The following is a 24,490-nucleotide window of genomic DNA, read 5'->3' on the forward strand; positions in this document are numbered from 1 at the left end:
TCGTAGGATCTCACTTACATCAAGACCAGCAAAGAACATACCAGGTTAATCTCGCCCACGCTTTTTTGGCATTTTTTGTGCATACTATGGCAATCACATTAAATAGTGGAAGTGGAGAGCGAGATGCTGCGTCAAGTGGGCATAATTCTAGGGTTGGTGATCGGCGCTGCAGGCTGTAGCTCGATGTATGATAAGCACGTTGAGTACGCCATTGAACAACCGGATAGCTACCCTGTTTTAAAGGCGGTGGGGTATGCGCCCATAGCGCCGCAACCAGGCGAAACAGCCGAGCAAAAATCCCTGATGGCAATGAAGGCATCTAAGATAGAGGCCTATCGTGAACTGGCAGAGCAGGTATATGGTCAGCAACTCAGTGCCCATACCGAGCTGGCGCAAGCCGTTGCCAGTAACGATCAGCTAGAGGCCAAAGTGCAAGGGGTGATCCGTGGTGCCAAGGTAATGAGCAGCTATGTGGTTGGTGACAGTTATGCCACCGAGCTGGAGCTGGATATGAAGCGTGTTTACGATCTCTACATTAGCGAGACCAAGCCACGTAAGATAAAAAAAGTGAGCTATTACTGAGGCACTGACGAGCTTTTAGCAAGCCTTTAGCCAGCCGTTAGGCCTTTAGGTTACGCACCAGTTTATTGTCGCTGCGGTCAATGGCACCGTCGGCGGCATAGGTAATGGAGCTCGGCGCGCCGATCAATATATCTTTTAGCTGTTTAACGCTCAGTTGTGCCTGGTGGGCGGCATGGGCATTGATCTGGTTTTGCTGTTGGCACTGGGCAAGTAATTCCCGGGCGCTGTCGATCAATTGCTGGTCTTGCTCATCGCGTTCGCTTTGGCGGGCCAGGAGTTGGGCAATATGTTGATCTTGTTTTTGAATCTGGGTTAGGGCCTGGGCCTTGGCCGGGGTAATGCTTTTTAACTCGGTGCCGCTGCGACCGGCAATGACGGTGAGCTCGTCATTGAGCAAAACCAACAGCTCATTGAGGCTGTTGTGCTGTTGTTTCAAAGCCAGGGTAAGTGCCGAATCAGCCATACACATCAAACTCGAATGCGGCGATATTTTTCGCCAGCTTTTCGCTGTCGATCTGGTATTTGCCGGCGGCAATGGCTTTTTTCAGTTCGGCCACTTTTTGTTCATCGAATCCCGAAGAACGTTCTGCCTTTTCTTGCAATGAGCGCATTTGTCGTGCCTGTGGAGTGAGACTCACAGAATCGCTCGCGGCTTTGACATCGGCCTTGGTGGCAGCGCCAGTGGCCTGAGATTGCGCCGATTTTTGCTGCTCGATTTTTTGTTGCGGGCTATTATACACCGCGCCTTGCTGGCTCTTATTTACTTGATTAACCATGTCTTCGTACCTGAGCTAAACTGACCTTTGGATATTTTATCGGCCACTTACGCCATTACTTTAGCATATAATTTAGATATTCACTGCAACGGTTTCAACCGCGGTAACCTGGGCACTGAGCAAGCGTCCCGATTTACGGTTACGAACTCGGATGTTCTCCCCCAAGCCTCCATCCTCTAGTGCCTCGCCCGAGGTTTTAATAGTTAAGCCATTGATTTTGGCAACAATAGTCACGCTATCACCCTTGCATACCATGCACAACTGATTGAGGTTGATGGGCAGGCCTTGGCGTATCGTACGTTTGCTGCGACTGCCTATTACTAAATCCGGGGCTTCCACGTAACGGGCGCGGACAAAATGTTGTGGCCTTAACTCGGTGCTGACATCCGTAGCGGCAATAATCTGACCACGGGCAATATGGCTGTTGGCGACCACTATGGGTGAGAGCTTATCGATGCGCACATGCACGTATTGAGTCCACAGGGCCGGCTCTGGGCATTTGAGTTGCACCGTCACCTGGCGGTTAAAAGGGGGCTCGCTGGCGGTGGACAGCTCCGGCTCTTGAGCGCAGTGGCGCGAACCGATGCGTGCATCCAGGTCGATGGCCTTTACCTGCAGCTCCTGCTGCGGTTTTATCTGGGCTAAGGCGATAATATGTTGCTCAGCCAAGGCTTGTAAGCGCTCGCGGCTGTAGTCCTTGTTTTGGTTTGCTTGCGCCTCGGAAAAAGGGCTTAGAAATAGAGCGTTCAGCAGCCAGAAGCCATGAATAAAGATTATTTTTTTGAACATACTGAGGGCCTTTCGACTATGCTTATTGCACAAAACAGGGTATAACTACGAGGCGTCAAATAGCAGACGCGCAAACGTAATTATGCTGACTTGGTTAGCTCAAAGCAAAAAGCGTTCCTATCTGGCGCATACTGGCGCAAATCTGTAGTTTTAAGTCAATGCTAGGAGGGCCCCGATGGCTGGCATTTTAGATTCTGTCAATCAACGCACCCAGCTGGTGGGTCAAAATCGCCTTGAACTCTTGCTGTTTAAACTTAAGGGGCGTCAGCGCTTTGGCATCAATGTGTTTAAGGTGCGCGAAGTTTTGCAGTGTCCCGCGCTCACCAAAATGCCCAAGAGTAATCCCTATATTCGCGGCGTTGCTCATATTCGCGGGCAAACTATTTCCGTTATAGACCTGTCGATGGCCGTGGGCGGCCCAGCGATCACCGATACTCAGGATTGTTTTGTCATTATCGCCGAGTACAACCGCTCGGTGCAGGGCTTTTTGGTCGGTGGCGTCGAGCGCATCGTCAACATGAATTGGGAAAACATCATGCCGCCCCCCTCGGGAGCTGGTCGCTATTCCTATTTGACCGCCGTCACCGAGATAGACAAGGAACTCGTTGAGATCCTCGATGTGGAGAAGATCCTTGCCGAGATAAGTCCGGTTAATACCGAAGTCAGCCAGGGCATTGCCGACGACGGCGAAATGCAGCGGGATATTGGCGAGCGCATCGTCTTTATCGCCGACGACTCGGCGGTGGCACGTAATCAGGTAACAAGGGCACTGGAGCCGCTTGGGGTGCAAACCGAGCTGGCCAAAAATGGCAAAGAAGCGCTGATGCGTCTTAAGGAAATTGCCGAGCTTGATTGCCAAAAGACCATTACCGAACGGGTGGCACTGTTGATCTCCGATGTGGAAATGCCGGAGATGGACGGCTATACCTTAACCGCCGAGGTGAAAGCGGACCCCAAACTAGCGCCCATGCATGTGATCTTGCATACCTCCTTAAGTGGGGTGTTCAACCGCGCCATGATTGAGAAGGTCGGCGCCGATGACTTTATCGCTAAATTTAATCCGGACGAGTTAGCGAGTGCGGTAAAAAAATGGGTGCACAACGACTAAGGTCCGTGTTGCCCATCCTGGTTAATCACCACTAAGTGAGTCATAGATTGGAAAATAAGCACTTACAGCTTAACGAATATAATCAGTTTCGTGCCTTTTTAGAGCAGCAATGCGGCATAGTGCTCGGCGACAGCAAACAGTATCTGGTTAAAAGCCGATTGGCTCCCTTGATGGCACGCTTTGGTGTCGATACCCTGTCGCAGCTGGTGCACAAAACCTTGAGTCCCCATGAGCGGCAACTTCGTGCCGCCGTGGTGGATGCCATGACCACCAACGAAACCTTGTGGTTTCGCGATCAATATCCGTTCGAATTACTGAAGAACCGGCTGTTACCCGAGTTTAAAGGCCTGGCGCGACCATTAAAGATCTGGTCGGCGGCCAGCTCTTCCGGCCAGGAACCTTACTCCATCGCCATGACCTTGGCCGAATATCAGCAAAGCCGCCCCGGTGCGCTGAATCCCAATGTGCAAATCGTCGGCACCGATATTTCCAACAGCATGCTGGAGATGTGTAAAAAGGGTGAGTATGACGCCCTGGCTTTAGCCCGAGGCCTTAGCGCCGAGCGTCGTCGTAAGTTCTTTATCGATGGCGATAACGGCATGGCCCGGGTCAACGACCATATCAAGCGCATGGTCAGCTTTCGCCATCTTAATCTGCTCGACTCCTATGCCTTACTGGGCAAGTTCGACATTATCTTTTGCCGCAATGTGCTGATTTACTTCGCCCCCGAAGTGAAGGCCAAAATTATTGCCCAGTTTGCCCAGGCCCTGAACCCCGGCGGCTACCTTCTGCTCGGCGCCAGCGAGTCCATGACTGGGCTCAGTAACGATTTCACTATGCTGCGTTGCAATCCCGGTATCATCTACCAAAAAACACATAAAAACATATAGTTAAAATCTATGGTATAAGAATTGCTGTAGCCCTTTCCACAGTCAAAAATTTGGAGAGGCTATGGCTATTAGCTTTGATAAAGCGTTTGGGGTTCATCCCCAGGCGATGCTTATACGTTCGCAACGCGCCGAGCTCCTGGCGTCGAATATTGCCAATGCAGATACCCCGGGATACAAGGCCAAAGACATCGATTTTGCCACCGCCCTAAAAGCGGCAAAAAGTGGGCAGCTAAGCGGCAATCGACTCACCACCACGCACCCGGATCACCTGCATGCAGGCACGCAAATGAACGCTGGGTTTGCTAAATTTCGCGTTCCAAATCAAACAGATACAGGTGATGGTAACTCTGTTGATGTACAGGTGGAACGGAACTTGTATACACAGAATGCCATAGAGTATCAGGCCAGCCTAAGTTTTATGACCGGCAAGATTTTAGGTCTTAAGAAAGCGCTAGGCGGTCAAGGAGCATAACCATGAGTTTATTTAATGTTTTTGATGTTGCCGGCTCGGCGATGAGTGCACAGAATGTGCGTCTCAACACCACCGCCAGTAACCTTGCAAATGCCAACTCGGTGAGCTCCTCTGTGGAACAAACCTACCGTGCTCGCCAGCCCGTGTTTGCTGCCCAATTGCAGCAAGCCCTGGGTAAAGAGCATGGTGAGTCTGTAGGCGTGAAGGTATTGGGTGTGGTGCAAAGCGATAAGCCATTGCAGGTCGAGTACAACCCCAATCACCCCATGGCGGATGCCAAAGGCTATATCTACAAACCCAATGTTAATGTGGTGGAAGAGATGGCCAATATGATTTCTGCCTCGCGCTCCTATCAGACCAATGTGCAAATCGCCGATTCAGCCAAGCAAATGCTCACCAAAACATTGCAGCTTGGTCGCGGGTAAAGTGAGGATAGAGCATGAGCAATAATGTGCAATCAACCTCGGGATTAGGGTCGTTATATTGGAACGATAACCAGCCCAAGACAGAGGAAAAAAATGATGAGTTAACGCAAGAAGATTTTTTCAGCTTGCTGACTCAGCAATTGTCTTATCAGGACCCGAGTAAACCGGCGGATAACGACCAGATGATTGCACAGATGACCAACTTCACCATGGCCGAGGGGATCTCCAAGCTTAACGAGAACTTTGCTTCCTTGGCGGCCTCCATGACTTCTAACTCCGCCTTACAGGCTTCAACTCTGGTTGGCAAGAAGGCGCTGTTGGAGTCGGACACCATAGAGCTTAACAGCGGTGAAGTAAGTAAGGGTACGGTATTGGCACCGGATACGGTGGATAACCTGACCCTGACCATAAAAGATAGCAGCGGACAAATTATCGATACCGTGGATTTAGGTGCGCAAAGTGCCGGTGCTATTCGTTTTGAGTGGGACGGCCTGGACGCAGATGGTCAGCCATTCCCGCCGGGCGAGTATCAAATTGTCGCCGAGGGCAGCATCAATGGCGAATTTAACGCCTTGCCCCTGGCAACCTTTAAGAATATTGAGAGCGTCAATATTAATGGCGCAAATGGAATTATCGTCAATACCAAAGAGGGCGCGGTGCGACTATCTGAGGTAGCGGAAATTTCTGTGTAACAGCTGCGCCGTTAGGCACTAATCGAAGAGGTGAAACATGAGTTTCAATATCGCATTAACCGGGCTTGCTGCAGCCCAGAAAGACTTGGACGTTACCGCGAACAACATTGCCAACGTCAATACCACGGGCTTTAAAGAGTCACGTGCCGAATTTGCCGATGTGTATGCGGCTTCGGTATTCAGTGCCGGCAAAACCAAAAGCGGCGACGGTGTGCAAACCACCATGGTGGCGCAGCAGTTCCACCAGGGCTCACTTAAATTTACCAACAATGCCCTGGATTTGGCGATCACCGGCGACGGCTACTTTGCCATGACCGACAGCCTGGCGTCGCAAGACATGACCTACACCCGTGCCGGTGCCTTTAAGCTTAACGACGATAACTTTATGGTCGATGCCAAGGGTAACTTCTTGCAAAGCTTCCCGGTCGACCCCAGCTCAGGTGATACCTCATCGGTGAGCCTAAGCACCGCTAACCCGATCCAGATCCCCGATGCATCCGGTTCGCCGCGCGCCACACAAAACGTGTATTCATCCTTTAACCTGGATGCCACCGCCGATGCCCCGGGCCTAGTATTTGAGCCGACCGACCGTGCCACCTATAACTCGTCGACCTCGACCACTGTGTATGACTCGCTGGGTGAGCCGCATATTCTGCAGTATTTCTTCGTTAAAAAAGACCCGGCCACGGCGCCTAACGAGTGGGAAGTGTATGCGACTATGGATGGCAAGGTCATCGATCCGGGCACGGGCGCCGAGCAACCAGCTTCGCCGTTCACGCCTTTGGTTGAGTTTGGCTTTGATTCCAGTGGCTTACCGGCGACCACCAATGGCAACCCGAATGTGACCCCGAGCACCTTCGATGAGGTTACGCTGCCGGCAGGACCGGGCACCGGCTTGTCGACTCTGTTAGACAATGGCGCCACCTTCCCGGACTCGGGTGTGGAGCTGAACTGGCGCGATGAGGGTAATACAGCCAACAAGGTACCGACTCAGTATGCCAGCCGCTTTGAAGTGAAAGCCCTGGAGCAAGACGGCTCGACCGTAGGTCGTCTTGCGGGCATCGATATTGGCACCGACGGTAAGGTTGTGGCGTCGTACAGTAATGGCGATTCCACCTTCCTGGGCCAGGTCGCCATGGTGCGCTTCCCGAACTCACAAGGTTTGCAGCAAGTGGGTAATACCGGCTGGAAAGAAAGTATTGAATCCGGTGAGCCGATCGCCGGTGAGCCGGGTACGGGTACCCTGGGCACCATTAACTCTTCGGCGCTGGAGCAGTCAAACACCAACCTGACCAACGAGCTGGTGGACCTGATCACCGCACAGCGTAACTTCCAGGCCAACTCGCGGGCGCTGGAAGTGAACTCAACATTGCAGCAGAATATCCTGCAGATCCGCTAAGGGTAGTTGAGATTATTAAGGCCACGTTTACGTGGTCTTTTTTGTGTCCTTATTTTGTCGTCATTGTTGGTATTAATCTTGCTTTTCCTACCCTAGTTAAGAATTGTGGGAGCAAGCCAATGGATAAAATGCTGTATATAGCAACTTCCGGCGCCAAACAAAGCCTGTTGGGGATGGCGGTTAAGAGTAATAACCTGGCCAATGCCAATACCACGGGGTTTAAAGCCGATATTGCTCAGGCGCGGTCGATGCAGGCCTTTGGTGAAGGGTTGCCGACCCGGGTCTTCGCCTTGCAGGAGCGTGCCGGAACCAACACCAGTGCCGGCGGTATTTCCGCTACCGGACGCGATCTCGATATCGCCATGAGCGAGCAGGGCTGGTTGACTGTGCTCGATGATGCCGGTAGCGAGGCCTACACCAAGGCCGGCTCGCTGAGTGTCACCCAAGAAGGCCTGCTGGTGGATCGTGAAGGTCGCCAGGTGGTGGGCGAGGGCGGCCCAATTATTCTGCCCCTGCCCATAGAAAAAGTCAGCTTTAGTAAGGATGGCACCATACAGGTTCGCCCCCAGGGCGCGCCGGCCAACTTTCTAGAGGAAGTGGACAGGCTGAAAATAGTGCAGGCCAGCGGTCGCCAGGTCGAAAAAGGCAATGATGGCCTGTTTCGTGGCCGCGAAGGTCAAAACATTGACGTTTCCGCCGAGGTTTCCATTATCCCCGGAGCGTTGGAAACATCCAACGTCAATCCGGTCCATGAAATGGTGGACATGATCAGCCATCAACGCCAATTCGAATTACAAGTCAAGCTAATGAAAACCGCCGAAGAAAATGATCAGCGCGCCGAATCATTGCTGCGCATCGTTTAGCCTTAGCGAGGAGTTAATAATATGAACCCAGCATTGTGGATCAGTAAAACCGGGCTTGATGCCCAACAAACCGATATTTCGGTGATTTCCAACAACCTCGCCAACGCGAGTACGGTGGGCTACAAAAAGAGCCGCGCCATTTTTGAAGACCTGCTCTATCAAAATATTAATCAACCGGGCGGGCGTTCGTCCCAGGACACGGAAATGCCTTCGGGCCTGATGCTTGGCGCTGGTGCCAAGGTGGTAGCAAACCAAAAGAACTTTTCTCAGGGTAATATGCTGAGTACCGAAAACTCCATGGACTGGATGATCCAGGGCCAGGGTTTTTTCGAGGTATTACTGCCCGATGGCAATATTGCCTACAGCCGTAACGGCCAATTCACCACGGATGAAGACGGCCGTATCGTCACCAGTGGTGCCGGCTTCCCGGTGCAACCGGAAATGAACGTACCCGACGATGCCCAGTCACTGACCATCTCGCAAGACGGGGAGGTCTCGGTGCGCATCGCCGGTCAGGCGGATAACGTAGTGATCGGCCAGCTGGTGATCAGCGACTTTATCAACCCATCCGGTTTGGAACCCATGGGTCAAAACCTCTATACCGAAACCGCCGTCAGTGGTGCGCCGGTACAGGGTAACCCGGGTGTTGATGGCCTTGGCATCATAGTTCAAGGGGCACTGGAAACCTCCAACGTGAATGTCACCGAGGAGTTGGTGAACCTGATTGAAACCCAGCGCGTGTATGAGATGAACTCCAAGGTGATTTCATCCGTGGACCAGATGTTGAGCTACATTAACCAGCAACTCTAAGGCAGCATTATGATGACTAGGTCTTTATGGTTGGCGGCCGGTGTGTCGGCTACCCTGGCATTAAGCGGTTGCGAAACGACACAAAATGCCACAGTGGTAGCGGATGATCCCTATTATGCCCCCATGTATCCGCAGCAGGCGCCGCAAAACATCAACAATAACGGGGGCTTGTTTAACCCCGTGTTGGCCAATGATCTGTATGCGGATCAAAAGGCGTTGCGTACCGGTGACATCATTACCGTGGTGCTGCGCGAGTCGACCCAGGCGTCAAAAACGGCAAAAACCGAAACCGATAAGGAAACCGAAGTGGGTCTGGACCCGGTTATTGGTCTTGGTGGCAACCCGGTGAATATCGGCGGCGACAGCATAGAGCTGGGAGTAAAATCCAACGCAGCCTTTACCGGCGATGCCAAGTCGAATCAATCGAACAGCTTAGCCGGCAATATCTCGGTTAACGTGATGCGGGTGTTGCCTAACGGTAATCTGGTGATCCGCGGTGAAAAATGGCTCACCTTAAACACCGGTCAGGAGTTTATTCGCCTAGAGGGCATAGTGCGCCCGACCGATGTCAGCGCCCAAAATACGGTGGAAAGCACCGCATTGCCAATGCCCGCATTCAGTATTCGGGTAAGGGCGACATGCAGGAAGCGCAAAGTGCCGGTTGGCTATCGCGCTTCTTTATGGGCTCGTTGTTTCCGTTTTAAGGAGTATCAATATGCAATGGTTTAGCGTCATCATCGCCACACTCGTAACTGTGGCAAGCCTGCCGGCTCAGGCCGAGCGCATCAAGGATGTGGCCATGGTCGAGGGCGTACGAAGCAACCAATTGGTGGGTTATGGTCTGGTGGTGGGTCTTCCCGGCACCGGTGAGAAAAACCGCTATACCCAGCAAAGCTTTAAGGCCATGCTCAATAGTTTCGGCATTACTTTGCCGGCCAATTTGCAGCCCAAGATTAAAAACGTTGCCGCCGTTGCCGTGCATGCGGATATGCCGGCCTTTATGAAGCCGGGGCAAACCATGGATGTTACCGTGTCTTCCATCGGTAGCGCCAAAAGCCTGCGTGGCGGCACCCTGTTGCAAACCTTCTTAAAGGGTATCGACGGAAATGTGTATGCCCTGGCTCAGGGCAGCCTGGTCGTCGGTGGTCTCGGCGCCGAGGGTCTTGATGGCAGTCAGGTGGTGATCAATACCCCAACGGTGGGGCGCATTGCCAATGGGGCTACGGTCGAGCGAGCTATTCCCAGCCCCTTTACCCAAGGCGACTATATTACCTTTAACCTTAATCGCCCGGATTTCACCACCGCAAAACGCCTGTCCGATACCATTAATAATCTGCTCGGCGGCGATACCGCCACCGCTATGGATGCCGCCTCGGTGCGGGTGTTGGCGCCGCGGGACATGGCGCAACGGGTCGCCTATTTATCGACCTTGGAAAATCTCGAGTTTGAGCCCGCCGACAATGCCGCGAAAATTATAGTTAATTCGCGCACCGGCACCATAGTGATAGGCAAAAACGTCAAATTGCAGCCGGCGGCCATTACCCATGGTGGTCTTACCGTGACCATCGCCGAGAATGCCCAGGTGTCGCAGCCTAATGCCCTGGCCGGCGGCCAGACAGTGGTGACCAATCAAAGCATTATCGATGTTCAGCAAGACGACTCGCGCGCCTTCGTATTCGACCCTGGCGTGAGCCTGGATGACCTGGTGCGAGCCATAAACGAGGTGGGCGCCGCCCCGGGCGATCTGATGGCAATTCTAGAAGCGCTCAAAGAAGCCGGCGCCATTAATGGTCAGTTGGTGGTGATTTAAGCCCAGGTAATTGATCTACTGATAAAAAGGCCCGCCGTGATTGCGGGCTTTTTTATTGGCTGTTGGTATACAAATTGCATTGTTAGCAGCATTAATTGCTCACATGGTTTTAATCTCGTCAGCACAATGGATGCCAACCAACTACAACAACAAAGTGTATTTGACCTAACCAGCCTAGACAGGTTGCGTCAGGATGCCCTCAAGCAGCCCAAGGGCAGTGAGGGTGAGCGCGCGGCACTGAAGCAGGCGGCACAGCAGTTTGAGTCAATCTTTACGCAAATGCTGCTTAAAAGCATGCGTCAGGCAAATGCCGCTTTTGAGGATGAAAACAGCCCTTTTAACGCCAGCAGTGTCAAATATTTTCAGGACATGCACGACCAGCAGTTATCCAGCGAGCTGTCGAAAAACGGTTCCTTAGGCTTGGCGGATATCATAGTGCAGCAGCTCTCGCCAGAGCAGGGCAAATATGTTCCGGCCGAGGTGTTGCGTATGCCGCAGGTGGCAGGTGCTCGCTCGGTTAAAGGCGCAGACACTCAGGTGCAGGCTGCATCCGTCAATCGTCAGGTGGCAGCCGAGGTAAAGGCTGATACCAGGGCTGAGACCATAGCCGAGACCATAGCCGAGACCATAGCCGACACCAAGACCGAGACGCCGAGCTTCCAAGGGGCGCAGGACTTTATCGAGGGCGTGTGGCAATTTGCCCGTCAGGCGGCGGCAAAAATTGGCGTACATCCCGGGGTGATGGTAGCGCAGGCGGCTTTGGAAACCGGCTGGGGTAAGCACATCATTCAATCCGCCAACGGCGAGAGCTCTAATAACCTCTTTAACATCAAGGCCCACCGTGACTGGCAAGGAGCCAGCACCGCTAAAACCACGGTGGAGTATGAGCAAGGTGTGGCTGTAAAACGCAATGAGCCGTTTCGCATGTATGACTCCTTGCAACAAAGCTTTGACGATTTTGTTTCGTTTTTACAAAGCAATCCCAGATATCAACAGGCGCTGGCGGTGGCCGATAAGCCTGCCGCCTTTATCGATGCCATCAGTGCGGCCGGTTATGCCACCGACCCCAACTATGCCACTAAAGTGAAGCGCGTTCTTGCTCAACCCGAATTAAAGGCCCTGGTAGGCTCGCTACCAGGCATTGGAGACTAAGGTATGTCTTTTAACTTACTTAATATTGCCAGCTCTGGCATCCGTGCCAGCACCGAGCTGCTCAATACCGCCAGTAAGAATATAGCGAATGTGAATACCGCCGGTTATGTGCGTGAGCGCACCGAGCACGGCGGCACCATAGACAATCAAATTGGCCGCGGTGAAACCTATCGCCTGCTTAATGAGTTTGCCCAGCAGCAGCTTAATCGCGATACCTCAAACCGGGCTTTTTTCGAGCGTTTTACCGCCGATGCCGGCCGCGTGGACACCATGTTTTCCGAGGAATCGACCAGCTTATCAACGCAAATTAATAATGTTTTTAATAACTTGCAAGAGGCGTTGAACCAGCCGGCGAACAGCACTACCCGGTCCTTGTTCTTCAGCAATGCCCAGGGCTTTGTCGATCAGCTCCATACTCTGTCGGGGGCGCTCAACGAGCAACAGCAGGCGGTCAATGAGCAGCTGTACGGTTTAAGCGAAGAAGCCAATGGCTTGATTGAAAAAATCAGCGAGCTTAACAGCAAGATCACCGCCGTGCATGGCAGTGATACCCAGGCCAGTGCCAGCAACCTGTATAACGAGCGTGATCTGGCGATCAAGGAGCTCTCGGCCCTGGTGAATATCGAAACCACCGATGGCCCTCATGGCGAGAAGCTGGTGTTTATGAGCACGGGTGAGTCCCTGGTGATGGAAAACGGCACCTTTAATATGTTTTCTTTGCAAGGGGACCCAGATCCCAGCAAGATGGAGCTCAAGCTCGATGTGCAAGATGGCAAAGCCATCGCCATCGATATCGACCCTAATACCCTGAAGGGTGAAATTGGCGGGGTGCTGGCCTATCGTGATGAGATCCTGATTCCGGCGCAAACCCAGCTTGGGCAAATGGCCTTGTCCTTTGCCGATGCCTTTAACCAGCAAAATGCCCTGGGTATGGCGGGCAATGGTGAGCTTGGGGGCGATCTCTTCACTCTGCCAAGCGTGGCCGGTCTGGCCCATGGCAACAGCAACGCCGAACTCAGTGCTACCTTAGCGCCCGGGCAGGGCACCAATATTCCCGCCAGTGATTTTCGCCTTGAGTTTACCGGTCCCGGTGCCAACGATGTTCTGGTGCAACCCATAGACGCTTCCGGCAATGCCATAGGCACCGCATCGGCGGCCACCATAGCCGCCAATGGCGATGTGGACTTTGGTGGCAATGACTCTTTCGGCCTGCAAATTAATGTCAGTACCCTGGGCGCGATTGGCGATAAGGTGGATATCAAGCTCAATAGTGCCGCCGCCAGCCAGCTGACCCTGGCCACCGACCAGGGAGAAGACCTGGCCCTGGCCTCGCCCATACGCACCGAAACGAATATTAATAATAACTCCGAGGCCAGCATTAGCGCCGGCTCGGTAACCAGTATTGGCACCGGCTTCCTACCCGGACCGCCACCAAGTCTGGCCAACGGCGAGCTGACCCTGACCAAGGTGGCAGATCCGGATCAATACACCCTGTCCGACAGTGCCAATTCGGTGACCTTTACCTTGAGCGACCCAAAAGACGGTATTCTCGCCCAGGCCGGTGCGCCTTTTGATGCCTATGGCTTTGATTTTGATATTAAAGGCACGCCCGAGGTGGGCGATAGCTTTAGCGTCGAATTTAATGAGCAGGGCTTTGATGATAACCGCAACGGCCAGGCCCTGGCGGATTTGCAAAACCAGAATCTGGTGCGTCAAAGCGTGAATGCCCAAAACGATGGCAGCAATGGCAAAACCTTCAACCAGGCCTATGCCGGGACAGTGAGTGATATCGGCATGGTGACGGCGCAGGCACAAACCAGCTTTGGCGCCTTCAGTGCCTTGGAAGCCCAGTCTAATGCCTGGTACGAGTCGCTGTCCGGGGTCAACCTCGACGAAGAAGCCGCCAATTTATTGCGTTTTCAACAAAGCTACTCGGCGTCGGCCCGTATTTTGCAAACCGCCCAAACCGTTTTTGACACCCTGCTTAGCTCTGCGAGGTAACTGCTATGCGTTTATCAAATAATATGTTTTATCAAAACAGCCTGAACCAGTTATTGAGTAAGCAATCGGATGTGTTGCAGGCGCAGAACCAGGTGGCCACCGGCGAGAAATACAGCAGCGCGTCTCAGGCGCCCAGCGATTATGCTCAGGCCATGCTGTTGGGCGACAAAATACAGATCAATGAGCAGCATGAGAAAAACATCAATATGCTCAGCAGCCGCTTAAACACCCAGGAAAGCGTGCTGCAAAATATCAATACCACGATTCAGTACGCCGAGGAGCTGGCGGTGCGTGCCGGTAACGGCGCCCTCAATGAGCAGGATAAAAAAGCCCTGGCCAGCGAGCTTAAAGAGCTGCAAAAAACCTTATACGAGCTGATGAACACGCAAACGGAAGACGGCAAATTCCTGTTTTCTGGCTATCAGGACGCCAGTCAGGCCTACAAATTCGACAGCGTGGCTGGCGAATATGTGTATCAGGGCGATCAGGGCCAGCACCAGATCACCATAGCCAATAACGTTAAAATCAATTCCAGCGACAATGGCTTTACCACCTTTGAGAAGGTTGCGGCACGATTGAATATCGCCGATACGGATTTAGGCACAGGCATCGCGGTTATTGCCGATCAGGGGGCCTTTGATGCCTTTCATCAGGCCAACTATGATGACGTTACTGCGGCCAACAACAGCTTTACCATCAATGTGCTGCCACCGGCACCGGGCACGACCAGCGAGCAATATGAAATAGTCGACAGCACAGGCACCGTATTACAAAGCGGCGACTACAGCGGTGAACCCATCGACTTCAATGGCATTAATATGACCCTTAATGAGGGGGAAACCACGGCCAGCGTGACCCTTGAGGCACCGCAAAAGCAAAATGTCTTAAATACCCTGGGTGATTTGATCAATACCCTCGAAGATGGCTCGCTGACCAATGAGCAATACCACCATAATCTCGCCGATGCCAATGTGGGCTTGCGCAACGCGTCGGAAAAAGTGGTCTATACCCAGGCTACCTTGGGCGCACGCATGACCGCCCTGGAGCGAGTACAAGACAGCAACAGCGCCCGCGAGATCAACAATCAGGCGGCGCGCTCTAACCTGGTGGAAGTTGATATGGCCGCGGCCATCAGCGAATTGACGCAACATGAAACCGCCTTGCAAGCCTCTCAGGCCACCTTTGGCCGCCTGGCTAAGCTGTCGCTGTTTGATTATATCGGTTAACGCCCTGTCGGCTTATGCCGCAGGTGATGATTTCAAAAGGACCCCCTGGGTCCTTTTTTATTATCGTCGGTCAGACTATTGCCACCCGGCAAAACAAGCGGCAAGAAGCTGACAATGGGCGCTGGTTGCTGACTATCTAATTTTTAAAATAAATATTATGTTTATGATTAATAAGGCAAAAATAATTTTGGCACGGTGTGTGTATAGAGTTTAAAGAAATAATATCCCAAGTGGTTCGCCTTACTTGTAAGAACCACGGTAAACCTCTTAGGAGATGGTAAAATGGCTTTAAGTGTAAATACGAACGTTGCGTCGCTCAACGGCCAGCGTAACCTATCAAAATCCGGTCAAGCGCTGGAAACCTCGATGCAACGCCTGTCGTCAGGCCTACGTATTAACAGCGCCAAAGACGATGCCGCCGGTCTGCAAATCGCCAACCGCCTGACATCGCAGATCAACGGTTTGACCGTGGCCCAGCGTAACGCCAACGATGGTATTTCCATGGCCCAAACCGCCGAAGGAGCGATGCAGGAATCGGCCAATATTTTGCAGCGTATGCGAGACCTGTCTTTGCAGTCGGCGAACGGTTCAAACAGCGCCGATGACCGCAAGGCCCTGCAAAAAGAAGTAGCGGCACTCCAACAAGAATTAACCCGTATCGCCGAAACCACCAAGTTCGGTACCACCAGTCTGTTGGACGGCTCGTTTGGGACTAAACAGTTTCAGGTGGGTGCCAACGCCAATGAAACCATTAATGTGAGCCTGGGTAATACCTCGGCCGATGCCATCGGCATCCATGAAATTACCGGCGCCGGTACCGTCTTAGGCACAGAGACTGCGACAAGTGACCTTGCTACCCTGTTGGGCACCACCACAAATGACACCTTGAATATTAACGGCACCGATATCGTAGTTACCAGCGGTGAAGGTGCGGCGGATATCGCCGAAACAATTAACCAGGCAGGCATTGGCGTCAATGCCGAAGCCGTGTTGGAAACCACCATCAGTGGTATTTCCGGTGCAACTGCGGTGTTGACTCTTGGTCCGGATACCTATGATCTGGCCACCTATGGCGGCGATATGGAGCGTCTGGCGGAAGACATGCTGGCCGATGGCTATGATGCTATTTTCGATGCCGACGGTAACGGCGGTAATGGCGAAATTACCCTTAAGGCGACCGGTGTAAACGGTATTAGTTCGACCGATACCAAAGCTGGTGTGGCCTTTAATTTAGGCGGTGTGACGGCTCCATCTAACGGCTCTGCGGCCGTGGCTTCAACTTTGGAGCTGGGCTCGGCGGATAAAATCGGTATTTCAGGTAACACGGCCGATCAGTTATTTGGTTCTGGCGTGATTGGTGCTGGCGGTACTTCGGCACTGACCTCGGTAGAGAGCATAGATATCAGCGGCTCGACCTCTGCAGGTGCCCAAGATGCCATCAAGACCATAGACGCGGCCCTGGCGCAAATCGACTCGCAGCGTGCCAGCCTGGGTGCGGTGCAAAACCGTTTTGGTCACACCATCTCTAACCTGGCCAATGTATCGGAAAACGTGTCCGCCTCGCGCAGCCGTATCCAGGATACCGACTTTGCCGTAGAAACAGCGAATCTGACTAAAAACCAGATACTGCAACAGGCCGGTACCTCGATTCTGTCGCAGGCGAACCAGTTGCCGCAGGCGGCAATCAGTCTCTTGGGCGGCTAATTTTTTCCCATTCCTTGGTATTAAAACCGCGGCTATCCGCGGTTTTTTGCTTTTATCTATATGAAAAATATGAATTTAATTATTTTTCAAAAAAATTGTTAAAGTTATTTTTTGGCCGGCCGTTAACCTAATCAGAACGGAGCTGGAACAAGAATAGTGTTGATGGCTCTTGGTGAATACGACTTAAAGAATTACGACAGTAATCAGGAGTTTGAACATGGCTTTATCAGTAAATACCAATACCACCTCGTTAAACGCCCAGCGTAACCTAGGCAAGTCTAGCTCAGATCTACAAACGTCAATGCAACGTTTGTCTTCTGGTCTGCGTATCAACAGCGCCAAAGACGACGCCGCGGGTCTACAAATCGCTAACCGTCTAACCTCGCAAATCAACGGTCTGGGTGTGGCTCAGCGTAATGCCAACGACGGTATCTCAATGGCACAAACCGCAGAAGGTGCGATGCAGGAATCTGCTAACATCCTTCAGCGTATGCGTGACCTGGCACTTCAATCTGCGAACGGTTCAAACAGTGCCGACGACCGTGCCGCGCTGCAAAAAGAAGTAGGCTCGCTACAACAAGAATTAACGCGTATCGCCGAAACCACTAAGTTCGGTCAAACCAGCTTACTTGACGGCTCTTTCGGTACCAAGCAGTTCCAGGTAGGTGCCAACGCCAATGAAACCATTAATGTAACCTTGGGTAATATGTCAGCCGATGCCATTGGCGCTTATGAAGTTAAGGGCAGTGCCGCCGGTGCAGTTACAGGCGCAGCTGCAACTGCAACAACGGATTTGGCTACAACTTTGGCTAATGTTGCTACTGCTGGTTTAAACATAAACGGTGTAACGATTGATGATAGTAAAGTCACTGGAAAGGGGGCGGCAGACATTGCTGATGCAATTAACGACGCTGCCACTGGGGTTACCGCTACGGCGAAACTAGACGTCACCATTGCGGGCCTGACATCGGCTGACGATAGTGCAATAACATTACGCAAAGGCGGTGCGGCGGTTGATACCTATAATTTAGCGACTTATGGCGGTGACATTGATCGCTTGGCTGAAGACTTACAAGCCGATGGCTATGATGCGGTAGTCGAAAATGGTGCTTTAACCTTGAAAGCAGAGAATGTTGATGGTATCCAGATGACAGGTACAGCTGGTACAGCGACGATTGCAAATAATGTCACGGGTGGCGTGGCGGTTGCTGGCGGTGCTACCAATAACAATATTAGTGTGTCATCTACGCTAACACTTTCATCTCCGGAAAAAATTGGTATTTCTGGTACGGATGTTGATGATATTTTAAATCTTGCTGCTACCGGTGGCACAGGTACATTGACCTCAGTAGAAAGCCTTAAAATTGATGGCAACGACAGCTCTAACGCCCAAGCCGCCATCAACACCATCGATGCGGCCTTGGCGCAAATCGACTCACAACGTGCCGACCTGGGTGCGGTACAAAACCGTTTTGCTCACACCATCTCGAACCTATCGAACGTGTCTGAAAACGTATCTGCATCACGCAGCCGTATTCAGGACACCGACTTTGCTTCGGAAACGGCGATTCTGACCAAGAACCAAATCTTGCAACAAGCAGGTACGTCTATCTTGGCTCAGTCTAACCAGTTGCCACAAGCTGCATTGAGCCTACTTGGCTAAGGGCACAAACGGCAATAGCTAAGCACAAAGGAAGGCGTCGGTTGGCCCTTCCTTTTTGCGTTCTAACTGCATAGCATTACCAAGAACAATAACTGCTAGGAGGATGTATGGACAGGGTCAACATGGATAACAAGCTGGACTTTGCTCTCGCCCAGGCCATCAAACAGCTTAATGCCTCACCTGAGCCCATTGTTAATACGCAGCCACAATCAGAAAACGAAGAGCCAGAAACTTTATTGGCTCCCGAAGCGCTTACCTCACAGCAGTTAGAAAAAGTGGCGCAGCAATTGCAGACATTTGTAAGCGAAATGAATAAGAGCCTCGAATTTTATGTTCATGAAGAGTCGGGGCGTGACGTGATCCAGGTCATTGATAAAAACAGCGGTGAGCTGGTGAAGCAGTATCCGTCACAAGAAGTATTGGATGTGGTAGGCCGCCTGGCGCAAGCCCCGGGCGTATTTATCGATTCACAAGTGTAGTGCCAAGCGAAAGGGGGCCAGTATGGCGATTTCATTTACCGGTATAGGATCCGGTGTTCAGATTAACGACATAGTTTCTGCCATAGTTAATGCGGAAAAGGTGCCCTTTGAGCAGCGCATGGCCAGACAACAGGCCAACTTCACCACGGATATTTCCGCCATTGGCGCGCTCAAAGGCGCGATGGAGGATCTGGCAACGGCCATGGAGTCCTTGGCCGATATCGATAAATATCAGCAGCGCCGCATTTCCGGCGGTGACGACTTTGTTTCTGTCAGTTCGGATAAAGACGCCGCCCTTGGCAGCTATTCGGTTAAGGTGAACGCCCTGGCGCAGTCACAAAAGCTGATGTCCGGCGCCTTAGCCGCCGATGAAGATGTGGGCGAGGGCACACTGACCTTTGCCTCGGGCGGCAATACCTTTGCCGTTGATGTTGCCGCCGGTGACAACCTTGAGGCACTGCGTGACAAGATCAACGACGCCGAGGACAACGACGCCGTGACTGCTACCATCATCACCGATGCCAGTGGTCAGCACCTGGTGCTGTCGAGCAAGGAAAGCGGTGTGGAAAACGCCATTACCGTGGCCGTCGATGACAGCGGCGATGGCAACGGCCTAGATGCCAATGGCTTATCCCGTTTTGCCTATGATGCGGATGCCAGTTCACCGACTTTTGCACAGAACCTGACGCAAACGGTTGCGGCTCAGGATGCCTCGATCACCATCGACGGTACCATTGTCGCCACAAGCAGTACCAATGAGTTTAATGGTGTGATTGACGGTATCGATATCGAGGTGAAGAAAGCTCATGGCGCCGATGACGATATCAGCCAGCTTAAGGTGCGCGAGAATAACAGCAATGTGAGCGTGGGCCTCAATACCTTTATCGAGAAATTTAACGCCTTGGTCGATTTGGCCAACCAGTTAGGTAAGGCCGACGGCGAAAACGGCAGTGGCCCCTTGGTGGGGGACTCCTTACTGCGCAGCTCCCTGAATCAAATTCGTTCCATGTTTAGCAATGGCTACGACACCGGCAATGGCGAAACCATCTTGCTGGGTGAGCTGGGTGTGCGCACTGAGCGCAGCGGCAAGCTGACCCTGGATAGCGATACCCTTAACGACCAGCTTGAGGCCGACCCACAGCGGGTGCAGAATTTCTTTATCGGTGCCGATGGGGAGTCCGGCTTCGCCAATGACCTGACCAAGGTGCTGGGTAGTTTTGATGACATTATGCAGCAGCGTATTGATGGCCGCGAAGCGCAACTGGATAAGCTTGACGACGAGTATGAGCGCTTCCAGGACAAGATGACCTCGTTAGAAAGCCGTTTATTCAGGCAGTACAATGCCATGGACTTGCTGGTGGCCAATATGAACAGCACCGGCAATTATTTGCAGCAGCAATTGAACAGCTTGCCCGGGGTGGTGAAAAAGTCCGATTAAGGAATAAAAAAAGGAGTGCTTGCACTCCTTTTTTTATGGGGGTCGCCTTTGCTCCCGGTTAGAGCGAGCGATACTTGGCAATGGCCTTGTTATTGCTTTTTTGCCGCCGTATCTCATCCATGGCCTGTTGGCGTTTTTGCACAGCGGCCTCGGTGAGCTCGTCAATCAGCTGTTTAAGCGCTGTAGTTTCCTCAAACCCGGGCGTGGGCCCTGGGCCTTCATACAAGTCTTTAAGATAGGCGTCGAGTCGCTGCTGGGCCTGCAACAGCTGTTGCTCATCCTCGGGCGGCGCAGCAATTGCCTGCGCCAGGTTGTGCACTAGCGTGTTCAGGGTGTCGTCGCTAAAGGTGGGCCGGTTCACCATCATCTTAAACGTGGGCAGCGCCGTCGCGAGCGTCGGCGGGAATGGTGTCCCAGCCTTCTTTGATGGTTTTAATCAGGCCCGACACTTCATTGATGATCTCCACGTCATTATTGATGTTGGCTTCCACTAAGCGGCGCTGACAGAAATCATACAGGGCGTGCAGGTTGTCGGAGATCTCGCCTTGTGCCATATCCAGGGCATCCTGCAAGGCGCCTAGCAAGGTGATGCAATGGGACAGGTTTTCACCCTTGGTGACTAGATCGTTGCGGGCGATGGCGCCATTGGCCGCGGCCAGTTTGCCGATGATGTTGGTAAACACCAGATTGACCTGATCGTATGGGCGCATCTCACGCACACTGCTGACCTTGACCTGGCGATACTTGTTAATTGAAGAATGAGCCATGTTTTCCTCCGGATTCTCAAAGCTAGACTAAAGCATTAAGCAAAAAGCAAGCCAGGAGCGTAAAGTTGCGAGCCGTAAAAATAAAAAAAGAGGCCAAATTTGCCGCCAATTTTACCCTGCTCCGTGTGCCTGCTATTCTAACAAGATTAAGAAAACAGGCTCAGAAAATTTGTCTGTCTCGCGGTTTCTTTGATAAAAACTAATCCTTAATTATTGCTTTAGCGCAAAGGAATGGCGAGTATTTGGCATCTATGTCAAAAAAGTGCCGATTGCACTTGAATCCTCACTTAACTGCAATACAATCGATGGCCTGTTTCCACAGCTTTTGAAATAAGTGGCGCTAGGATGATCCTGATTCTTGATGACAACGGCAGTCGTGCCCAAGGCCTAAGTTATGCGTTAACCTTTGTAGGTGAAGCTAATAAAATCATTACCTTGGAGCAACTCTCTGAGCAAGTTGGTCAATACCAGGAAGCGATCATAGTACTGGGCGCTCTTAACCAGGGCGAGCATGAACAGCTGATCCAGGCCCATCCGGAATTACCCTTTTTACTGGTGGGACAAACCCTAAAACCGCTACTGAAAATTGCCAATGTTATCGGCCTGATCTGTGAACCTTTCTCCCAGGATGTCACCACTCAGCTGCTGCATGACTGCCAGCAATATGTGCGTCTTAAACCCTGTGGCAATAGCAATGTGAATGCCAAAGCCTTTAATGGTCTGGTCGGTGATACCGAGGCGGTGAATCATGTCCGCTTTTTGATCTCCCAGGTGGCGAAAACCGATGCCAATGTACTGATCCTCGGAGAGTCGGGGACCGGTAAGGAAGTGGTGGCGCGTAATGTCCATCAGCTATCCGGACGCAGCAGCGGCCCGTTTGTGCCGGTGAACTGCGGCGCTATTCCCGCGGAGTTACTGGAAAGTGAGCTGTTTGGTCATGAAAAAGGCGCCTTTACCGGTGCGATTTCGGCGCGCAAGGGCCGCTTCGAACTGGCTCAGGGCGGCACCCTATTCCTGGATGAAATCGGCGATATGCCATTGCAAATGCAGGTTAAGCTGCTCCGCGTGCTGCAAGAGCGCAGTTATGAGCGCGTTGGCGGCACCAAGGCCATTCAGGCGGATGTGCGCGTTATTGCCGCCACTCACCGTAACCTCGAGGCGATGATCAGTAGCGGCGATTTCCGTGAAGATCTCTACTACCGCTTAAATGTATTCCCCATCGAAAACCCGGCGCTTCGCGAGCGCGCCGAAGATATCGGCCTGCTGCTTAAGGAGCTTACCAAGCGCCTGCAACAACACAGTGGCCAGGGGGTGAAATTTACCGATCGCGCTATCGCCAGTCTGCAAGCCCATACCTGGCCGGGTAATATCCGTGAACTGGGCAACCTGGTAGAGCGCATGGTGATCATGTTCCCCGACCAGGTGGTGGATGTGCCGGACCTGCCGAGCAAATACCAGCATTTAGACGTTGAAGCCTTTGTGCCCGAGTACCCGGAAGAATTGCTCGAGCGCCAGGCGTTAAACGACATCTTTGGCGAAGGCTTTATCGACGAGGATGAAGACACTGTAGGCGAGGGTAATGGTAAAGCCGATATGGGCCTGTTGCCCGATGACGGTATCAAGCTGAAAGATTATTTAGGCGAGCTTGAGGTCAGCCTGATCACTCAGGCACTGGAGCGCTACGACTATGTGGTGGCCAGAGCGGCCGAGATTTTGGGGGTGCGCCGTACCACCTTGGTGGAGAAAATGAAGAAGTATGAGCTTAATAGGGATTAGGGGGCGACGCGCCGCCTGATGCGCTTTTTGGATGCAGCCTCTGGCATTAATGTGGTTTTAAATATAAGTTGCTGTTTTTACTTGGCAGTGGTTTTCACATTAAGATCTTGTCGCGTTGGCGACGGCAACCAAAGGGTGGTTTACGCCAACCACCCCTTGGAACCCCAAGGCGCCCCCACATTGCATTATTTCCTCACCAGGTTACGAGAAATGAACGTAACCAGCATGCACAAGGCGTCCATGCCCCGAGCATGCTTTCGCCAGCGTCCTGCTGCCGATTACTCTTCTCGCCCCCTGTTTCGGATGCAATGTAAGGGGGTTAGGCTGATACATCGGCGTTCAAACGTAAACACCTTTTATGTTGATAATCTGGCTGGGATATTAAAAGAACAGCAGCTGTTGGACTTTTAAACCGTCCAATGTAATCTAGCTTACGAAGTACACGACCTTGCAAGGTCTTGATAATAAGCTGTTAGCACGCAGGGAAAGTCTTGAGAGTAATTTTAGTATTAGTGTCATTGTTCATAGCAGGTTGTTCTCCAGTGTGGAAAGAACTACCGTATGAGGTTTACTATATAGACGGCGCTAAAACTCTAGGTTACTCATTAGGTGACGGAGCTTACATCGGACGTGTAGATGAGCCTAAATATATTGCAACCAACACTAAATATATTTCCGTATACGCTTGTCCAGAAAACACGTGCTCTTACTTTTATATTGATAAAACTAAGGATCATAAGTTCGCTGAACACAATGAGTTTGTTTTCGGCCCTTATACAAAAGCGCAGTTTGCAGGTTTAGAGTCCAAGCTTGGGCTACCACAATTAAAAGAGGAGTAACTGCCATGCTAACAAGTTACTCAAAAGGACGTAAAGCGCTTGGCTTGCGCTCCTTCGTCGCTAATTTTAGCCAAGCATTTTACGCCCATTAGTAAGGCGTTAGAAATCAATTGGAGCATGGATGTATAAATCAATTTGGGCAGTAATATTTTTGTTTATCTCAGGGTGTGTTTCTTTTTCTAATTTAAGTCCTAGCGGAAACTACGCTGATATTAAAAATGATTCAATTATAGTTTTGGGTGTCCATCCAAAATACAGGTTACATATATTCAAAGGAGAAAATGCAGGCAATAAATGGTTGAGGGATACAAGTTCAGTCACATTAAATACTTATCCTGAAAAAGGTTACATTGTTGCCAAACTTCCTAATAGAGTTGGAGGAAAAAGTTACGGCATCGGTGGTATTTTGCCTAGCGGAATTGGAGGTGAGTTATTTTTCCCGTGCGAAGGTAGTAATACCATGGTGTTTGACGCTCCTCCTGGTTCTGTTGTTTATATTGGCGATATCGTTCTTAACGCAGATGAAAGTAGCTATAAATATGAGGTTTCAATGGATTTCACATCAGCAAAGCAGCATATAAAAACGATGTATCCATTACTAGCTGACAGGCTTACCTCCCAAAATCCAATGCAAAAAGAACTAGCGAATATCTCATGTGAAATTCAACCAGCCTCGGCTCCAGATATCCCATTAATTTTCATAACAGGATACTAGGTGCTTGTGATTTCTAACAAGCGCCTCAAAAATGGACGCAAAACGCTTGGCTTGCGCTCATATTTCGCAAATTTTAGCCAAGCTTAACTTCGCCCATTGTGCGGGTGGTAGGGT

Annotated in this window: 25 protein-coding genes and 3 pseudogenes; 23 read left to right on the top strand and 5 right to left on the bottom strand. The window is 51.7% G+C overall.

All coding sequences use genetic code 11. The features are described 5' to 3' along the window. Positions 1-123: 123 nt before the first annotated feature. Entirely contained in the window at positions 124-582 is a 459-nt protein-coding gene (locus C2M36_RS10850; RefSeq protein WP_105190553.1) for an LPP20 family lipoprotein, read from the top strand. A gap of 37 nt (positions 583-619) precedes the next feature. Here C2M36_RS10850 and flgN read toward each other — a convergent pair whose 3' ends face one another. The 3 genes from flgN to flgA all read right to left on the bottom strand — a co-directional run bounded on the left by flgN (position 620) and on the right by flgA (position 2,147). Continuing rightward, positions 620-1,045 (bottom strand): flagellar export chaperone FlgN, encoded by a 426-nt coding sequence (gene flgN, locus C2M36_RS10855; RefSeq protein ID WP_105254918.1) that lies wholly within the window; start codon positions 1,043-1,045, stop codon positions 620-622. After that, positions 1,038-1,358, bottom strand: coding sequence for a flagellar biosynthesis anti-sigma factor FlgM (gene flgM, locus C2M36_RS10860; RefSeq protein WP_105254919.1), 321 nt, complete (start codon positions 1,356-1,358; stop codon positions 1,038-1,040). The genes flgN and flgM overlap by 8 nt, the downstream gene beginning before the upstream one ends. A 72-nt stretch (positions 1,359-1,430) precedes the next feature. Continuing rightward, positions 1,431-2,147 (bottom strand): flagellar basal body P-ring formation chaperone FlgA, encoded by a 717-nt coding sequence (flgA, locus tag C2M36_RS10865; RefSeq protein ID WP_105254920.1) that lies wholly within the window; start codon positions 2,145-2,147, stop codon positions 1,431-1,433. A 175-nt stretch (positions 2,148-2,322) separates the two neighbouring features. Between flgA and C2M36_RS10870 the strand changes: the two genes are divergently transcribed. The 19 genes and pseudogenes from C2M36_RS10870 (at position 2,323) to fliD (ending at position 20,279) form a co-directional block, all read left to right on the top strand. Further along, a complete protein-coding gene (locus C2M36_RS10870; protein ID WP_105254921.1) occupies positions 2,323-3,255 on the top strand; it encodes a chemotaxis protein in 933 nt (310 codons plus the stop codon). 47 nt (positions 3,256-3,302) lie between these two features. Next, positions 3,303-4,145 (top strand): CheR family methyltransferase, encoded by an 843-nt coding sequence (locus tag C2M36_RS10875; RefSeq protein ID WP_105254922.1) that lies wholly within the window; start codon positions 3,303-3,305, stop codon positions 4,143-4,145. Positions 4,146-4,206: 61 nt separating this feature from the next. Further along, positions 4,207-4,617 (top strand): flagellar basal body rod protein FlgB, encoded by a 411-nt coding sequence (gene flgB, locus C2M36_RS10880; protein ID WP_105254923.1) that lies wholly within the window; start codon positions 4,207-4,209, stop codon positions 4,615-4,617. 2 nt (positions 4,618-4,619) lie between these two features. Further along, complete coding sequence (gene flgC, locus C2M36_RS10885; protein WP_105254924.1) at positions 4,620-5,042, top strand: flagellar basal body rod protein FlgC; 423 nt, start codon at positions 4,620-4,622, stop codon at positions 5,040-5,042. Positions 5,043-5,056: 14 nt separating this feature from the next. Then, the gene (locus C2M36_RS10890; protein ID WP_105254925.1) at positions 5,057-5,734 is read left to right on the top strand and encodes a flagellar hook assembly protein FlgD; all 678 of its coding nucleotides are present in this window, start codon (positions 5,057-5,059) and stop codon (positions 5,732-5,734) included. A gap of 37 nt (positions 5,735-5,771) precedes the next feature. Further along, positions 5,772-7,133 carry a flagellar hook protein FlgE gene (gene flgE / locus C2M36_RS10895; RefSeq protein ID WP_105190544.1) on the top strand — a complete coding sequence of 454 codons (1,362 nt, stop codon included), beginning with the start codon at positions 5,772-5,774 and terminating at the stop codon, positions 7,131-7,133. Between the two features lie 119 nt (positions 7,134-7,252). Beyond that, positions 7,253-7,996: a flagellar basal body rod protein FlgF gene (locus tag C2M36_RS10900; RefSeq protein WP_105254926.1), complete on the top strand. Its 744-nt coding sequence runs from the start codon at positions 7,253-7,255 to the stop codon at positions 7,994-7,996. Between the two features lie 21 nt (positions 7,997-8,017). Continuing rightward, a complete protein-coding gene (gene flgG / locus C2M36_RS10905; protein WP_105190542.1) occupies positions 8,018-8,806 on the top strand; it encodes a flagellar basal-body rod protein FlgG in 789 nt (262 codons plus the stop codon). Between the two features lie 12 nt (positions 8,807-8,818). Next, positions 8,819-9,510 (top strand): annotated as a pseudogene (gene flgH, locus C2M36_RS10910) (flagellar basal body L-ring protein FlgH). An 11-nt stretch (positions 9,511-9,521) separates the two neighbouring features. Continuing rightward, positions 9,522-10,616 (top strand): flagellar basal body P-ring protein FlgI, encoded by a 1,095-nt coding sequence (locus C2M36_RS10915; protein WP_105254927.1) that lies wholly within the window; start codon positions 9,522-9,524, stop codon positions 10,614-10,616. A gap of 126 nt (positions 10,617-10,742) precedes the next feature. Continuing rightward, complete coding sequence (gene flgJ / locus C2M36_RS10920) at positions 10,743-11,768, top strand: flagellar assembly peptidoglycan hydrolase FlgJ (protein ID WP_105254928.1); 1,026 nt, start codon at positions 10,743-10,745, stop codon at positions 11,766-11,768. Positions 11,769-11,771: 3 nt separating this feature from the next. Beyond that, a complete protein-coding gene (flgK, locus tag C2M36_RS10925; protein WP_105254929.1) occupies positions 11,772-13,769 on the top strand; it encodes a flagellar hook-associated protein FlgK in 1,998 nt (665 codons plus the stop codon). A gap of 5 nt (positions 13,770-13,774) precedes the next feature. Continuing rightward, positions 13,775-14,995 (top strand): flagellar hook-associated protein FlgL, encoded by a 1,221-nt coding sequence (gene flgL, locus C2M36_RS10930; RefSeq protein ID WP_105254930.1) that lies wholly within the window; start codon positions 13,775-13,777, stop codon positions 14,993-14,995. 282 nt (positions 14,996-15,277) lie between these two features. Continuing rightward, positions 15,278-15,688 (top strand): annotated as a pseudogene (locus tag C2M36_RS17185) (flagellin N-terminal helical domain-containing protein); the annotation flags it as partial. A gap of 408 nt (positions 15,689-16,096) precedes the next feature. Beyond that, positions 16,097-16,699: a flagellin gene (locus C2M36_RS17190; protein ID WP_442792652.1), complete on the top strand. Its 603-nt coding sequence runs from the start codon at positions 16,097-16,099 to the stop codon at positions 16,697-16,699. Positions 16,700-16,916: 217 nt separating this feature from the next. Continuing rightward, positions 16,917-17,327 (top strand): annotated as a pseudogene (locus C2M36_RS17195) (flagellin N-terminal helical domain-containing protein); the annotation flags it as partial. Between the two features lie 519 nt (positions 17,328-17,846). Next, on the top strand, positions 17,847-18,362 hold the full coding sequence (locus C2M36_RS17200; RefSeq protein WP_442792653.1) for a flagellin: 516 nt from the start codon (positions 17,847-17,849) through the stop codon (positions 18,360-18,362). A 107-nt stretch (positions 18,363-18,469) separates the two neighbouring features. Then, on the top strand, positions 18,470-18,841 hold the full coding sequence (locus C2M36_RS10945; protein ID WP_105254933.1) for a flagellar protein FlaG: 372 nt from the start codon (positions 18,470-18,472) through the stop codon (positions 18,839-18,841). Between the two features lie 22 nt (positions 18,842-18,863). Beyond that, entirely contained in the window at positions 18,864-20,279 is a 1,416-nt protein-coding gene (gene fliD, locus C2M36_RS10950) for a flagellar filament capping protein FliD (RefSeq protein ID WP_105254934.1), read from the top strand. 58 nt (positions 20,280-20,337) lie between these two features. Here the strand turns inward: fliD and C2M36_RS10955 are convergent, their stop codons facing one another. Together C2M36_RS10955 and fliS are read right to left on the bottom strand one after the other, a co-directional pair. After that, positions 20,338-20,646, bottom strand: a complete 309-nt coding sequence (locus C2M36_RS10955) for a hypothetical protein (RefSeq protein WP_105254935.1) — start codon at positions 20,644-20,646, stop codon at positions 20,338-20,340. Between the two features lies 1 nt (position 20,647). Then, on the bottom strand, positions 20,648-21,046 hold the full coding sequence (gene fliS, locus C2M36_RS10960) for a flagellar export chaperone FliS (protein ID WP_105254936.1): 399 nt from the start codon (positions 21,044-21,046) through the stop codon (positions 20,648-20,650). 345 nt (positions 21,047-21,391) lie between these two features. Between fliS and C2M36_RS10965 the strand changes: the two genes are divergently transcribed. The 3 genes from C2M36_RS10965 to C2M36_RS10975 all read left to right on the top strand — a co-directional run bounded on the left by C2M36_RS10965 (position 21,392) and on the right by C2M36_RS10975 (position 24,376). Further along, positions 21,392-22,822 (top strand): sigma-54 interaction domain-containing protein, encoded by a 1,431-nt coding sequence (locus C2M36_RS10965; RefSeq protein ID WP_105254937.1) that lies wholly within the window; start codon positions 21,392-21,394, stop codon positions 22,820-22,822. A 542-nt stretch (positions 22,823-23,364) separates the two neighbouring features. Continuing rightward, positions 23,365-23,661, top strand: coding sequence for a hypothetical protein (locus tag C2M36_RS10970; protein WP_105254938.1), 297 nt, complete (start codon positions 23,365-23,367; stop codon positions 23,659-23,661). Between the two features lie 121 nt (positions 23,662-23,782). Next, on the top strand, positions 23,783-24,376 hold the full coding sequence (locus tag C2M36_RS10975) for a hypothetical protein (protein WP_105254939.1): 594 nt from the start codon (positions 23,783-23,785) through the stop codon (positions 24,374-24,376). The last annotated feature ends 114 nt before the right edge of the window (positions 24,377-24,490 follow it).

The sequence above is a fragment of the Pseudoalteromonas sp. T1lg75 genome, assembly GCF_002964705.1.
Taxonomy (GTDB): Bacteria; Pseudomonadota; Gammaproteobacteria; order Enterobacterales; family Alteromonadaceae; genus Pseudoalteromonas.